General features: G+C 59.7%; 12 protein-coding genes. All 12 read left to right on the forward strand.

Annotated elements, in window-relative coordinates:
- Positions 1-117 precede the first annotated feature (117 nt).
- The 12 genes from IHQ43_RS18275 (at position 118) to nuoC (ending at position 14339) form a co-directional block, all read left to right on the forward strand.
- Entirely contained in the window at positions 118-2343 is a 2226-nt protein-coding gene (locus tag IHQ43_RS18275) for an NADP-dependent isocitrate dehydrogenase (RefSeq protein WP_192561596.1), read from the forward strand.
- A 201-nt stretch (positions 2344-2544) separates the two neighbouring features.
- Entirely contained in the window at positions 2545-2991 is a 447-nt protein-coding gene (locus tag IHQ43_RS18280; protein ID WP_192561597.1) for an NUDIX hydrolase, read from the forward strand.
- A 59-nt stretch (positions 2992-3050) separates the two neighbouring features.
- Positions 3051-4175: a tRNA 2-thiouridine(34) synthase MnmA gene (gene mnmA, locus IHQ43_RS18285; RefSeq protein ID WP_192561598.1), complete on the forward strand. Its 1125-nt coding sequence runs from the start codon at positions 3051-3053 to the stop codon at positions 4173-4175.
- Complete coding sequence (gene hflD, locus IHQ43_RS18290) at positions 4172-4795, forward strand: high frequency lysogenization protein HflD (protein ID WP_039767411.1); 624 nt, start codon at positions 4172-4174, stop codon at positions 4793-4795. The genes mnmA and hflD overlap by 4 nt, the downstream gene beginning before the upstream one ends.
- A 127-nt stretch (positions 4796-4922) precedes the next feature.
- Positions 4923-6293 carry an adenylosuccinate lyase gene (purB, locus tag IHQ43_RS18295; protein ID WP_192561599.1) on the forward strand — a complete coding sequence of 457 codons (1371 nt, stop codon included), beginning with the start codon at positions 4923-4925 and terminating at the stop codon, positions 6291-6293.
- An 86-nt stretch (positions 6294-6379) separates the two neighbouring features.
- Positions 6380-7555: a ribosomal protein uL16 3-hydroxylase gene (locus IHQ43_RS18300; protein ID WP_192561600.1), complete on the forward strand. Its 1176-nt coding sequence runs from the start codon at positions 6380-6382 to the stop codon at positions 7553-7555.
- Positions 7548-7973, forward strand: a complete 426-nt coding sequence (locus IHQ43_RS18305; RefSeq protein WP_192561601.1) for a GNAT family N-acetyltransferase — start codon at positions 7548-7550, stop codon at positions 7971-7973. The genes IHQ43_RS18300 and IHQ43_RS18305 overlap by 8 nt, the downstream gene beginning before the upstream one ends.
- Positions 7974-8185: 212 nt before the next feature.
- Positions 8186-8938, forward strand: coding sequence for a secretin N-terminal domain-containing protein (locus IHQ43_RS18310; protein ID WP_192561602.1), 753 nt, complete (start codon positions 8186-8188; stop codon positions 8936-8938).
- Between the two features lie 476 nt (positions 8939-9414).
- On the forward strand, positions 9415-10740 hold the full coding sequence (gene aceA / locus IHQ43_RS18315) for an isocitrate lyase (RefSeq protein ID WP_192561603.1): 1326 nt from the start codon (positions 9415-9417) through the stop codon (positions 10738-10740).
- 646 nt (positions 10741-11386) lie between these two features.
- Positions 11387-11800 carry an NADH-quinone oxidoreductase subunit A gene (locus IHQ43_RS18320; RefSeq protein WP_003223812.1) on the forward strand — a complete coding sequence of 138 codons (414 nt, stop codon included), beginning with the start codon at positions 11387-11389 and terminating at the stop codon, positions 11798-11800.
- A gap of 10 nt (positions 11801-11810) precedes the next feature.
- A complete protein-coding gene (locus IHQ43_RS18325) occupies positions 11811-12485 on the forward strand; it encodes a NuoB/complex I 20 kDa subunit family protein (protein WP_007951456.1) in 675 nt (224 codons plus the stop codon).
- Between the two features lie 69 nt (positions 12486-12554).
- Positions 12555-14339 carry an NADH-quinone oxidoreductase subunit C/D gene (gene nuoC, locus IHQ43_RS18330; protein WP_192561604.1) on the forward strand — a complete coding sequence of 595 codons (1785 nt, stop codon included), beginning with the start codon at positions 12555-12557 and terminating at the stop codon, positions 14337-14339.

Genomic DNA, 14339 nt, shown 5'->3' on the forward strand with positions numbered 1-14339 from the left:
CATCACCGCGAAGATTCTCGACATTCGGTTCATGGATGACTTTGAACGAACGCGCTTACCCGGCGCCCCTCGAGTTTCTGCGCACGCTTTAGCAAAGAAGAGAGAGTTAATCCGAATATGCCCACCCGCTCGAAGATCATCTATACCTTCACCGACGAAGCTCCAGCCCTCGCCACCTATTCCCTGCTGCCGATCATCGAGGCTTACACCGCCTCGGCCGATATCGCCGTGGAAACCCGCGATATCTCTCTTGCAGCACGTATTCTGGCCAGCTTCCCCGAGCAACTGGGCGACAAAGCCGTAGCCGACCACCTCGCCGAACTGGGCGACCTGGCCGTTACGCCTGAAGCCAACATCATCAAGCTGCCGAACATCAGCGCCTCGGTTCCGCAACTGCAAGCCGCGATCAAAGAACTGCAAGCCCAGGGCTACAACCTGCCGGACTACCCGGAAACCGTGACCAGCGACGCCGACAAAGACGCCAAGGCGCGCTACGACAAGGTCAAGGGCAGCGCCGTGAACCCGGTTCTGCGTGAAGGCAACTCCGACCGCCGCGCTCCGCTGTCGGTCAAGAACTACGCTCGCAAGCACCCGCACAAAATGGGCGCCTGGGCCAAGGACTCCAAGTCCCACGTCGCTCACATGAGCACCGGCGATTTCTACGGCAGCGAAAAAGCTGCCCTGATCGACGCCGCTGACGCCGTGAAGATCGAGCTGATTGCCAAAGACGGCACCGCTACCGTCCTGAAAGAAAAAACCACCGTTCAGGCGGGCGAGATCCTCGACTGCTCCGTAATGAGCAAAAAGGCTCTGCGCGCGTTCATCGCCGCTGAAATCGACAGCGCCAAGCAACAAGGCGTGCTGCTGTCGGTTCACCTGAAAGCCACCATGATGAAGGTCTCCGACCCGATCATGTTCGGCCAGATCGTTGCCGAGTTCTATAAAGACGCCCTGACCAAGCACGCCGACGTGCTGGCCGAAATCGGCTTCAACCTGAACAACGGCATCGGCGACCTGTACGCCCGCATCAAATCCCTGCCGGCCGAACAGCAAGCCCAGATCGAAGCTGACGTGCAAGCGGTCTACGCCGTTCGTCCGTCGCTGGCGATGGTCAACTCCGACAAAGGCATCACCAACCTGCACGTGCCGAGCGACGTTATCGTCGACGCCTCGATGCCGGCCATGATCCGTGACTCCGGCAAGATGTGGGGCACCGACGGCCAGCTGCACGACACCAAGGCTGTGATCCCGGATCGCTGCTACGCCACCATCTACCAGGCCGTGATCGAAGATTGCAAAGCCAATGGCGCTTTCGATCCGACCACCATGGGCAGCGTGCCAAACGTTGGCCTGATGGCCAAAAAGGCTGAAGAATACGGTTCCCACGACAAGACCTTCCAGATCAAGGCCGACGGCGTGGTTCGCGTGACCGACAGCAAAGGCACCCTGCTGATGGAACAGGCTGTTGAAGCCGGCGACATCTTCCGCATGTGCCAGACCAAAGACGCGCCGATCCAGGACTGGGTCAAACTGGCCGTCAACCGCGCTCGCGCAAGCACAACTCCGGCCATTTTCTGGCTGGACCCGATGCGCGCCCACGACGGCGTGGTGATCGAGAAGGTTCAGGCTTACCTGAAGGATCACGATACCGCCGGTCTGGACATCCAGATCATGGCGCCGGTCGACGCGATGAAGTACACCCTGCAGCGCACCCGCGAAGGCAAGGACACCATTTCGGTGACCGGCAACGTACTGCGCGACTACCTGACCGACCTGTTCCCGATCATGGAACTGGGCACCAGCGCCAAGATGCTGTCGATCGTGCCGCTGATGAACGGCGGTGGCCTGTTCGAAACCGGCGCCGGCGGTTCGGCTCCGAAGCACGTGCAGCAACTGGTCGAAGAGAACTTCCTGCGCTGGGATTCGCTGGGTGAATTCCTGGCCCTGGCCGCTTCTCTCGAGCACCTGGGTGTGAACTACAACAACCCGAAAGCGCTGGTTCTGTCCAAGACTCTGGATCAGGCTACTGGCCAGTTCCTGGACAACAACAAGTCGCCATCGCGCAAAGTCGGCAACATCGACAACCGCGGCAGCCACTTCTACCTGGCCATGTACTGGGCACAAGCCCTGGCCGCCCAGACTGAAGACGCTGCACTGCAAGCGCAGTTCGCAACTCTGGCCAAGACCTTGACCGAGAACGAAGCGACCATCGTCGCCGAGCTCAACGCCGTTCAAGGCAAACCAGTGGACATCGGCGGTTACTACCACGCCAATGCCGAGCTGATCAGCAAGGCCATGCGCCCAAGCGCAACCCTCAACGCGGCCATCGCTGCGCTGGTATAAGGTTGTAAAGGGAACATCACAAACCCCGGCCATGCGCCGGGGTTTGTGTTTTCAGAGTTCACACCCTTCCCATGTGGGAGCGAGCTTGCTCGCGAATGCGGTTTATCATTCAACATCTTCATTGACTGACCCATCGCTTTCGCGAGCAAGCTCGCTCCCACAAGGGGATTGGGGTTTAAACCAATAGTTTGAGGAAGACTTATGGACTGGCTCCCCCACATCACTGTCGCCACCATCGTCGAGGACAACGGTCGTTTCCTGATGGTCGAGGAACACAAGGCTGGCCGTAACGTACTCAATCAGCCCGCCGGCCATCTGGATCCGCACGAAACCCTGATCGAAGCCGCCGTGCGCGAAACCCTCGAAGAAACCGGCTGGGACGTCGAACCCACCGCCGTGATCGGCATTTATCTGTACACCGCCCCGAGCAACGGCGTGACTTACCAGCGCGTGTGCTTCAGCGCCAAAGCCGTCAAACACCACCCGGATTACCAACTGGACGACGGCATCGTCGGCGCCAAGTGGCTGACCCGCGACGAATTATTGGCCCAGCGCGATAACTGGCGCAGCGAGCTGATCATCCGTTGCATCGATGATTATCTGGCCGGCAATCGCTTCGGCCTCGAACTGATCCGCCCTTCCCTTTAGCCTTGAGGCCGTGAGCCTGATAGAATCGCGTCCTTTTTCAAGACACTCATTGAATCCCTATGCGTGATCCAGCCCCTTCTGACACATCCAAGAAGCGCGTCATTGTCGGCATGTCCGGCGGCGTGGACTCTTCCGTTTCCGCTCTCCTGCTGATCGAGCAGGGTTATGAAGTGGAAGGCCTGTTCATGAAGAACTGGGAAGAAGACGACGGAACGGAATACTGCACCGCCATGGACGACCTGGCGGATGCCCAGGCCGTGTGCGACAAGATCGGTATCAAGCTGCACACCGCCAACTTCGCCGCCGAGTACTGGGACAACGTGTTCGAGCACTTCCTGGCCGAGTACAAGGCCGGCCGTACACCGAACCCGGACATCCTGTGCAACCGCGAGATCAAGTTCAAGGCATTCCTCGACTACGCCATGATGCTCGGTGCCGACCTGATTGCCACCGGTCACTACGTGCGTCGCCGCGACATCGACGGCCGCACCGAACTGCTCAAGGGCCTGGATCCGAACAAGGATCAGAGCTACTTCCTGCACGCCGTCGGCGGCGAACAGATCGCAAAGACCCTGTTCCCGGTCGGCGAGCTGGAAAAGCCGGAAGTTCGTGCAATTGCCGAGAAATACGAACTGGCGACCGCCAAGAAGAAGGATTCCACCGGGATCTGCTTCATCGGCGAGCGCCGTTTCAGCGATTTCCTCAAGCAATACCTGCCGGCACAACCGGGCGAGATCAAGACCACCGAAGGCGAAGTCATCGGCCGTCACCACGGCTTGATGTACCACACCATCGGCCAGCGCCAGGGCCTGGGCATCGGCGGCTTGAAAGACGCCGGCGACGAGCCGTGGTACGTGCTGCGCAAGGATCTGGACACCAACGAGCTGATCGTCGGTCAGGGCAACAACCATCCGTGGCTGTTCTCCAGCGCCCTGCTCGCCTCGGAAATCTATTGGGTCAACCCGATCGACCTGAGCCAGCCGCTGCGTCTGACCGCCAAGGTTCGTTATCGCCAGAGCGACCAGTCCTGCACCCTTGAGAAAACCGAAACCGGCTATCGCGCCGTGTTCGACGAACCGCAACGCGCGGTCACGCCGGGCCAGTCGGTGGTGTTCTATGACGGTGAAATCTGCCTCGGTGGCGGCGTGATCGAAGTCGCCGAGCCGTGGAGCCGCCAGGCATGAGCCCGACTCAGGAGCAATTGACCGCTCTGGGCGGCGTGTTTCTAGCCGCCGTGCTGGTGGACCGGATCGCCAAGACCGGCCAGACCAACGAGGCAGGCCTGAGCTGCATGCTCGGCAGCTTGCTGGTTCGCGACCCGAAAGACACGCTGGATGTGTACGGCGGCGACGACATCAATCTGCGCGAAGGTTACCGCGCACTGATCGGCGCCCTCGAGCGCGACCCGAGCACCTTGCAGCGCGAGCCGCTGCGCTATGCCCTGTCGATGCTCGGCCTTGAACGGCAATTGGCCAAGCGCAACGACATGCTCGACGTGATCGGCAAGCGTCTGCCGCAAATCCAGTCGCAGGTCGAGCATTTCGGCCCGGCCCACGAAAACGTGATCGCGGCCTGCGGTGCGCTGTATCAGGACACCCTGAGCACGCTGCGCCAACGCATTCAGGTGCATGGCGACATGCGCAATCTGCAGCAGCCGAGCAACGCCTCGAAGATCCGTGCCCTGCTGCTCGCCGGCATTCGTTCGGCACGCCTGTGGCGCCAGCTCGGCGGTCACCGCTGGCAGTTGGTCGTGAGCCGGCGCAAATTGCTCAAAGAGCTGTATCCATTGATGCGCAGCGAGTAAATCGCCGCGCAATAAAAGCTTTGTAGTCTGTAACGCGTAATACGCCGGTCAGTTGGCGACGGACCGGCGGATTTTTTCATGTATGATACGCGCCCCATTTCGTTGCCCGACTGTCCGAGAACACCCCATGCAGCTCTCTTCGCTCACTGCGGTTTCCCCTGTTGACGGCCGCTACGCCGGCAAAACCCAGGCCCTGCGCCCAATTTTCAGCGAGTACGGCCTGATCCGTGCCCGCGTTCTGGTTGAAGTGCGCTGGCTCCAGCGCCTGGCCGCTCACGCCGGCATCCCGGAAGTGCCAGCCTTCTCCGCCGAAGCCAACGCCGTTCTGAATGAACTGGCCGAAAACTTCTCGCTGGAGCACGCCGAGCGCGTGAAAGAGATCGAGCGCACCACCAACCACGACGTAAAAGCGATCGAATACCTGCTCAAGGAGCAAGCGGCCAAGCTGCCGGAGCTGGCCAAGGTCAGTGAATTCATCCACTTCGCCTGCACCAGCGAGGACATCAACAACCTGTCCCACGCCCTGATGCTGCGCGAAGGCCGTGACGACGTGATGCTGCCGCTGATGCGCCAGACTGCCAACGCCATCCGCGAACTGGCCATCCGCTTCGCCGACGTGCCGATGCTGTCGCGTACCCACGGCCAACCAGCCTCCCCGACCACTCTGGGTAAAGAGCTGGCGAACGTGGTTTACCGTCTCGAGCGCCAGATCGCTCAGGTCGCTGCCGTTCCGCTGCTGGGCAAGATCAACGGCGCTGTCGGCAACTACAACGCTCACCTGTCGGCCTACCCGCAGATCGACTGGGAAGCCAACGCCCGCGCCTTCATCGAAGACGAGCTGGGTCTGGGCTTCAACCCGTACACCACGCAGATCGAGCCGCACGACTACATCGCCGAGCTGTTCGACGCCATCGCGCGCTTCAACACCATCCTGATCGACTTCGACCGCGACATCTGGGGCTACATTTCCCTGGGTTACTTCAAGCAGCGCACCATTGCTGGCGAAATCGGTTCGTCGACCATGCCGCACAAGGTCAACCCGATCGACTTCGAAAACTCCGAAGGCAACCTGGGCATCGCCAACGCACTGTTCCAGCACCTGGCGAGCAAACTGCCGATCTCCCGCTGGCAGCGCGACCTGACCGACTCCACCGTTCTGCGCAACCTCGGTGTCGGCTTCGCCCACAGCGTGATCGCGTACGAAGCGAGCCTCAAAGGCATCAGCAAGCTCGAGCTGAACGCTGACAAGATTGCTGCCGATCTGGACGCTTGCTGGGAAGTCCTGGCCGAGCCGATCCAGACCGTGATGCGCCGCTACAACATCGAAAACCCGTACGAGAAGCTGAAAGAACTGACTCGCGGCAAGGGCATCAGCCCTGAAGCGCTGCAGACTTTCATCGATGGCCTGGACATGCCGGCCGATGCGAAAGCCGAGCTCAAGCAACTGACCCCGGCCAACTACATCGGCAACGCTGTAGCGCAAGCCAAACGCATCTGATCGACTGCTTGACCCGTTTGAGACGCCCGGCCGCGCCGGGCGTTTTTATTCCCGTCTGAAAAATGCTTTTTTTCAATAGGTTACATATGAATCCCGATATTCCTCTTCAACTTCTGGGTGGTCTTACGGCGCGCGAGTTCATGCGCGATTACTGGCAGAAAAAACCACTGCTGATCCGTCAGGCGATTCCTGATTTCGAAAGCCCGATCGACGCCGACGAACTCGCCGGCCTGGCCCTGGAAGAAGAAGTCGAATCGCGCCTGGTGATCGAGCACGGCGAGCGCCCATGGGAACTGCGTCGCGGCCCGTTCGCCGAAGACGAATTCAGCAAACTGCCGGAGCGCGAATGGACGCTGCTGGTGCAGGCGGTCGATCAGTTCGTACCGGAAGTCAGCGAGCTGCTGGAAAACTTTCGCTTCCTGCCGAGCTGGCGCGTCGACGACGTGATGATCAGCTTCGCCGCCCCGGGTGGCAGCGTTGGTCCGCACTTCGACAACTACGACGTATTCCTGCTGCAAGGCCACGGCAAGCGCAACTGGAAAATCGGCCAGATGTGCAACTCCGAAAGCCCGCTGCTGCAACACGCGGACCTGCGCATCCTCGCCGAATTCCACGAGACCGAAGAGTGGGTCCTGGAACCAGGCGACATGCTGTACCTGCCGCCGCGCCTGGCTCACTGCGGCGTTGCCGTCGATGACTGCATGACCTACTCGGTCGGTTTCCGCGCACCGAGCGCCGCTGAAGTGCTGACCCACTTCACCGACTTCCTCAGCCAGTTCCTGACTGACGAAGAGCGCTACACCGACGCCGATGCAAAACCGGTCAGCGATGATCCACATCAGATCCAGCACGATGCGCTCGGCCGCCTGAAAGCGCTGCTCGCCGAGCACATGAGCGACGAACGCCTGCTGCTGACCTGGTTCGGCCAGTACATGACCGAGCCGCGTTATCCAGAGCTGGTGGTCGGCCCGGAAGAAGTCGAGGAAGAAGACCTCCTCGGCGCGCTCGAAGATGGCGCCATTCTGATCCGCAACCCGAGCGCGCGCCTGGCGTGGTCGGACGTCGATAACGATCTGCTGCTGTTCGCCAGCGGCCAGAGCCGTTACCTGCCAGGCAAACTGCGCGAACTGCTGAAGCTGATCTGCTCCGCCGACGCCCTGCACACCGACAACCTCGGTGACTGGCTGAGCGACGAAGACGGCCGCGGCCTGCTGTGCGAACTGGTCAAACAGGGAAGCCTGGGGTTCGCCGACGATGAATAAGATTCGCGTACGTGTTGCAGACTGGCAAAAGGACAACGCCGAGATCCGCCGCATTCGCGAAACGGTGTTCATTGCCGAACAATCGGTTCCACCCGAGCTTGAGTGGGACGCCGATGACGCCACGGCGGTGCATTTTCTGGCTTTCGAAGGCGACTTTCCGATCGGCACCGCCCGCCTCTTGCCCGACGGGCATGTCGGCCGGGTTTCGGTGCTGAAGGACTGGCGCGGCCTGAAGGTCGGCGATGCGCTGATGCACGCGGTCATCGCCGAAGCCGAGGAGCGCGGCCTGAAGCAGCAGATGCTCAGTGCCCAGGTGCAGGCCACGGCGTTCTATGAGCGCCTGGGTTTCAATCTGGTCAGCGAGGAATTCCTGGAAGCCGGGATTCCGCATGTCGACATGGTTCGTCATTCGGCTTAAGACCGAGGCGCTCCTTTCGCGAGCAAGCTCGCTCCCACAGGATGACGCCGAACCTGTGGGAGCGAGCTTGCTCGCGATAGCGGTCTCGAGAACACTCCAAACGCCCCGCCATCTCACGATGCCGGGGCGTTTTGCTGTCTACGATTCAACTTGCCCCACCCCGGGCCGACAAACTGGCAATATCAAGCCTTTCGAAAGCGGAGATAACGGACATGTCCCTACGCACCCTGCTCACCACCCTGCTGCTCGGCTGCAGCTTTTCGGTGATGGCAGCCACAGAAATCGTGCCCCTCAAATACCACACCAGCGCCGACATGCTGCCGGTGGCTCAGGACTTTATCGGCAAGGACGGCCAGGTCAGCGCTTATGGCAACCAGCTGATCGTCAAGGCGGAGCCCGGCAAGATCGAAGAACTCAAGGATCTGCTCTCACAGCTCGACACCGCACCCAAGCGCCTGCTGATCACGGTCGACACCAACGAAAACAACGGCCGTGGCGACGAAGGCTATTCGGTCAACGGCGCCCAGACCCGCATCATCAGCCGCAGCACTGCCAGCCGTGACGGCGGCATTCAGCAGATCCAGGCCAGCGAAGGTGCGCCGGCGCTGATCCAGGTCGGCCAGAGCGTGCCGATCACCAGCAGCCAGAGCGATTCTTATGGCGGCTACAGCAGCCAGACTCAATATCGCAACGTCACCCAGGGGTTTTATGTCACCGCCAGCGTCACCGGCGAAACCGTTCACCTGGCCATCAGTACCAACCGTGACCGTATGAGCCAGGAACGTCCCGATGTAGTGAACGTGCAAAGCACCGACACAACTGTCACCGGGCGACTGGGCGAGTGGATCACCCTCGCCGGCGTGAATCGCCAGACCCAGGCCGACAAACAGGGCCTGGCCCGCAGCTACTCGACTCAAGGCCGGGATGACATGACGTTGCGGGTGAAAGTCGACACGTTGGACTAAAGCACCAAAAACTGACTGATTAGTCGTATTAGACGAAAGATGTAGTGCTTGAAAAAAAGCACTACAAAACGTTTGACGAGCCAAAAAAGCGAAGGCATGATGGCCTCGCTCCCGCTAATCAGAGGCCCTGGCAAGGGCCTTCGAAGCGATGCTCGCAACCATCCCCGCGAGCCGTTTCGTGTCTGTACCGCCCACAAGGTGTGTTTGACGAGGTTGCCGACTGGAACGAAGTTGTCCCGAGGGACGGAAGCGTAATTAGGTAACCCGGCTTTACACTGTAGTTCGTACAAAGGCCCACGACGCCCGAATGCGCCCGCCAGTTCGCCTTTACCTGCTCACTTCCCCTCGAGCCCATCGTTCATCCCGTCGCCTGCCCCGCCGAACCCGACCTGACCACCTAAGCTTCTGGTCAGCGAGCGCAAGGAATTTTCCACCGCAGAACAACTTTTCATAAAGACGCGACGAGGTTTATCTCCATGGCACTGACACGCGAACAGCAAATTGCAGCCCTTGAAAAAGACTGGGCTGAAAACCCGCGCTGGAAAGGCGTGACTCGCAATTACTCCGCTGCTGACGTCGTCCGTCTGCGTGGCTCGGTTCAACCAGAGCACACCTTTGCAAAAATGGGCGCCGAAAAACTGTGGAACCTGGTCACCCAGGGTGCCAAGCCGTCCTTCCGCCCAGAGAAAGATTTCGTCAACTGCATGGGCGCCCTGACCGGCGGCCAGGCTGTGCAGCAGGTTAAGGCCGGTATCCAGGCGATCTACCTGTCGGGCTGGCAAGTCGCTGCGGACAACAACTCCGCCGAATCGATGTACCCGGACCAGTCGCTGTACCCGGTGGACTCGGTTCCAACCGTGGTCAAGCGCATCAACAACTCGTTCCGTCGTGCCGACCAGATCCAGTGGAAAGCCGGCAAGAACCCGGGCGACGAAGGCTACATCGACTACTTCGCGCCAATCGTGGCTGACGCCGAAGCCGGTTTCGGCGGCGTACTGAACGCCTACGAGCTGATGAAGAGCATGATCGAGGCAGGCGCCGCCGGCGTTCACTTCGAAGACCAGCTGGCTTCCGTGAAGAAATGTGGCCACATGGGCGGCAAGGTTCTGGTTCCAACCCAGGAAGCCGTGCAGAAGCTGACCGCAGCTCGTCTGGCTGCCGACGTTGCCGGCGTACCGACCATCATCCTGGCCCGTACCGACGCCAACGCTGCCGACCTGCTGACTTCCGACTGCGACCCGTATGACAAGCCGTTCGTAACCGGCGATCGCACTCAGGAAGGTTTTTACAAGGTTCGTGCCGGTCTGGACCAGGCAATCGCCCGTGGCCTGGCTTACGCGCCGTACGCCGACCTGATCTGGTGCGAAACCGCCAAGCCGGACCTGGAAGAAGCCCGTCGCTTCGCTGAAGCGATCAAGAAGGAATACCCGGACCAGATCCTGTCGTACAACTGCTCGCCTTCCTTCAACTGGAAGAAAAACCTGGACGACGCGACCATCGCCAAGTTCCAGCGCGAACTGTCCGCCATGGGTTACAAGCACCAGTTCATCACCCTGGCCGGCATTCACAACATGTGGCACAGCATGTTCAACCTGGCACACGACTACGCCCGCAACGACATGACTGCCTACGTGAAGCTGCAAGAGCAGGAATTCGCTGACGCCGCCAAGGGTTACACCTTCGTGGCTCACCAGCAGGAAGTGGGCACTGGCTACTTCGACGACATGACCACCGTGATCCAGGGCGGCACGTCCTCGGTGACCGCGCTGACCGGTTCGACCGAAGAAGAACAGTTCCACTGATCGACTTCGCCTGAGCGAACGGCCTTTGCGGACCGTATAGAAAGCTAACCGCACTGCCGAAAAACTGACGCCCCGACTGGTTCGGGGCGTTTTTTTTGCACGGCGCGATCTCCGCCCCCTCACAAATCCCTGTGGGAGCGGGCTTGCCCGCGATGGCGCCTGCAGATTCAAAAAATTCGGCGACTGACACACCGCTATCGCGGGCAAGCCCGCTCCCACAGGTTTCTCTTCAGCCCGATAACAAAAACATTGATCCAGCGCGGTACGAACGTCAGAAAAATCAGCTAAAACGGGCGCCGCCGCTACTTGCAGTAACGCGCATATAAGACAACTTCCCAACTACTGACCCGTTAAACAGTTACGAAACCACTCCAAACGATATTAATTATCATTTAGCTGCAACTATGTTCGTTACATTTCCTACAAAACATAATTCGTGAAATCCCGGCTAATGCCCGCAACGCATGGGCTGCGGCTCCTTCGAGGTGCGCTATGTCCTTATTCCAATAAATAATTTCGCTATAGGAATTTTACTTGCAGGGTGTTTAGCCATAAAATCAGCGCGATTGATTGCTGCGACATATCGTCACTGCCTTATTTCTTTATCAAGCTCAGAGACCTTTGCTCTCTGTTAAGGATTTCCAGCATGCCCGAAGCGACAGGACTCATGGCCCACAACTGGGGCTTTGCCATTTTCCTTCTGGGTGTAGTCGGCCTGTGTGCCTTCATGCTCGGCGTCTCCAGCCTCCTCGGGTCAAAAGCCTGGGGCCGCAGCAAAAACGAACCGTTCGAGTCCGGCATGCTACCTACCGGTGGCGCCCGCTTGCGGCTCTCAGCCAAATTCTATCTGGTCGCGATGTTGTTCGTGATCTTCGATATCGAAGCCCTCTTTCTCTTTGCATGGTCTGTGTCCGTCCGCGAAAGCGGCTGGACCGGATTCGTCGAAGCTCTCGTTTTCATAGCAATTCTGTTGGCAGGTCTTGTCTACCTGTTCCGAGTGGGCGCCCTTGACTGGGCTCCGGAAGCTCGTCGCAAGCGGCAGGCGAAGCTGAAACAATGAGGCTTTGGCAATGCAATACAATCTCACCAGAATCGACCCCGATGCTCCTAACGAGCAGTATCCGATCGGCCAGCGGGAAACCGTTTCCGATCCGTTAGAAGATCAAGTCCACAAAAACATTTTCATGGGCAAGCTGGAAGACGTGCTGAGTGGCGCGGTCAACTGGGGACGCAAGAACTCCCTGTGGCCGTACAACTTCGGTCTGTCGTGCTGCTACGTGGAAATGACCACCGCCTTCACGGCGCCCCACGACATCGCGCGCTTCGGCGCCGAAGTTATCCGGGCATCACCGCGTCAGGCCGACTTCATGGTTATCGCCGGGACCTGCTTCATCAAGATGGCGCCGATCATTCAGCGCCTGTACGAGCAGATGCTCGAGCCCAAGTGGGTGATCTCGATGGGTTCGTGCGCCAACTCCGGCGGCATGTACGACATCTACTCCGTGGTTCAGGGGGTGGACAAGTTCCTGCCCGTTGACGTCTACGTACCTGGCTGCCCGCCCCGTCCAGAAGCTTTTCTGCAAGGCTTGATGCTGTTGCAGGAATCCATTGGCCAGGAGCGTCGCCCACTTTCCTGGGTCGTTGGCGATCAAGGCGTTTATCGCGCCGACATGCCTTCGCAGAAGGAACAGCGCCGCGAACAGCGAATCGCAGTCACCAACCTGCGCAGCCCTGACGAAGTCTGATCCAGTCTGTTTCAAAGAAACGAGAAGCTGGCTTCATTCTTTACGTTGACCGAAAGCGAAAAAATAACCATGACTACAGGCAGTGCTCTGTACATCCCGCCTTATAAGGCAGACGACCAGGATGTGGTCGTCGAACTGAACAACCGTTTTGGCGCCGAAGCGTTCACCGCCCAGCCGACCCGCACCGGCATGCCGGTGCTGTGGGTGGCTCGCGCCAAGCTCGTCGAAGTCCTGACCTTCCTGCGCAACCTGCCCAAGCCGTACGTCATGCTCTATGACCTGCACGGCGTGGACGAGCGTCTGCGCACCAAGCGTCAAGGGCTGCCGGCCGGTGCCGATTTCACCGTGTTCTATCACCTCATGTCGCTGGAGCGTAATAGTGACGTGATGATCAAGGTCGCCTTGTCCGAGAGCGACCTCAGCTTGCCGACCGTCACCAGCATCTGGCCGAACGCCAACTGGTACGAGCGTGAAGTCTGGGACATGTACGGCATCGACTTCAAAGGTCACCCGCACCTGTCGCGCATCATGATGCCGCCGACCTGGGAAGGTCACCCGCTGCGCAAGGACTTCCCGGCGCGCGCCACCGAGTTCGATCCGTTCAGCCTGAACCTGGCCAAGCAACAGCTTGAGGAAGAAGCCGCGCGTTTCCGTCCTGAAGACTGGGGCATGAAGCGTTCCGGGGCAAACGAGGACTACATGTTCCTCAACCTGGGCCCGAACCACCCTTCGGCGCACGGTGCGTTTCGCATCATCCTGCAACTGGACGGTGAAGAAATCGTCGACTGCGTTCCGGACATCGGTTACCACCACCGTGGTGCCGAGAAGATGGCGGAGCGTCAGTCCTGGCACAGCTTCATTCCGTACACCGACCGTATCGATTACCTCGGCGGCGTGATGAACAACCTGCCGTACGTGCTCTCGGTCGAGAAGCTGGCCGGCATCAAGGTGCCAGAGAAGGTCGACGTCATCCGCATCATGATGGCCGAGTTCTTCCGGATCACCAGTCACCTGCTGTTCCTGGGTACCTACATCCAGGACGTCGGCGCCATGACTCCGGTGTTCTTCACCTTCACCGACCGCCAGAAGGCCTACACGGTGATCGAAGCCATCACCGGTTTCCGTCTGCACCCGGCCTGGTACCGCATCGGCGGCGTCGCCCACGACCTGCCGCGCGGCTGGGAAAAACTGGTGAAAGACTTCGTTGAATGGCTGCCGAAGCGCCTCGACGAATACACCAAGGCCGCCCTGCAGAACAGCATCCTCAAGGGTCGTACCATCGGCGTTGCCCAGTACAACACCAAAGAGGCCCTGGAATGGGGCGTCACCGGTGCCGGCCTGCGTTCCACCGGTTGCGACTTCGACCTGCGTAAAGCGCGTCCGTACTCCGGCTACGAGAACTTCGAGTTCGAAGTACCGCTGGCTGCCAACGGCGATGCTTACGACCGCTGCATGGTTCGCGTCGAAGAGATGCGCCAGAGCGTCAAGATCATCGACCAGTGCCTGCGCAACATGCCGGAAGGCCCGTACAAGGCGGATCACCCGCTGACCACGCCGCCGCCGAAAGAGCGCACGCTGCAGCACATCGAAACCTTGATCACGCACTTCCTGCAAGTTTCGTGGGGCCCGGTCATGCCGGCCAACGAATCCTTCCAGATGATCGAAGCGACCAAGGGCATCAACAGTTATTACCTGACGAGCGACGGCGGCACCATGAGCTACCGTACCCGGATCCGTACTCCGAGCTTCCCGCATCTGCAACAGATCCCTTCGGTGATCAAAGGCAGCATGGTCGCGGACCTGATTGCGTACCTGGGTAGTATCGATTTCGTTATGGCCGACGTGGACCGCTAA

The sequence above is a fragment of the Pseudomonas gozinkensis genome, assembly GCF_014863585.1.
GTDB classification, from domain to species: Bacteria; Pseudomonadota; Gammaproteobacteria; order Pseudomonadales; family Pseudomonadaceae; genus Aquipseudomonas; species Aquipseudomonas gozinkensis.

Excerpts from the sequence above, each read along its gene's own strand:
- IHQ43_RS18325 (WP_007951456.1), top strand. The coding sequence starts at position 11,811 with ATGCAATACAATCTCACCAGAATCGACCCCGATGCTCCTAACGAGCAG.
- aceA (WP_192561603.1), top strand. The coding sequence starts at position 9,415 with ATGGCACTGACACGCGAACAGCAAATTGCAGCCCTTGAAAAAGACTGG.
- IHQ43_RS18310 (WP_192561602.1), top strand. The coding sequence starts at position 8,186 with ATGTCCCTACGCACCCTGCTCACCACCCTGCTGCTCGGCTGCAGCTTT.
- mnmA (WP_192561598.1), top strand. The coding sequence starts at position 3,051 with ATGCGTGATCCAGCCCCTTCTGACACATCCAAGAAGCGCGTCATTGTC.
- hflD (WP_039767411.1), top strand. The coding sequence starts at position 4,172 with ATGAGCCCGACTCAGGAGCAATTGACCGCTCTGGGCGGCGTGTTTCTA.
- IHQ43_RS18305 (WP_192561601.1), top strand. The coding sequence starts at position 7,548 with ATGAATAAGATTCGCGTACGTGTTGCAGACTGGCAAAAGGACAACGCC.
- IHQ43_RS18300 (WP_192561600.1), top strand. The coding sequence starts at position 6,380 with ATGAATCCCGATATTCCTCTTCAACTTCTGGGTGGTCTTACGGCGCGC.
- IHQ43_RS18275 (WP_192561596.1), top strand. The coding sequence starts at position 118 with ATGCCCACCCGCTCGAAGATCATCTATACCTTCACCGACGAAGCTCCA.
- nuoC (WP_192561604.1), top strand. The coding sequence starts at position 12,555 with ATGACTACAGGCAGTGCTCTGTACATCCCGCCTTATAAGGCAGACGAC.
- purB (WP_192561599.1), top strand. The coding sequence starts at position 4,923 with ATGCAGCTCTCTTCGCTCACTGCGGTTTCCCCTGTTGACGGCCGCTAC.
- IHQ43_RS18280 (WP_192561597.1), top strand. The coding sequence starts at position 2,545 with ATGGACTGGCTCCCCCACATCACTGTCGCCACCATCGTCGAGGACAAC.
- IHQ43_RS18320 (WP_003223812.1), top strand. The coding sequence starts at position 11,387 with ATGCCCGAAGCGACAGGACTCATGGCCCACAACTGGGGCTTTGCCATT.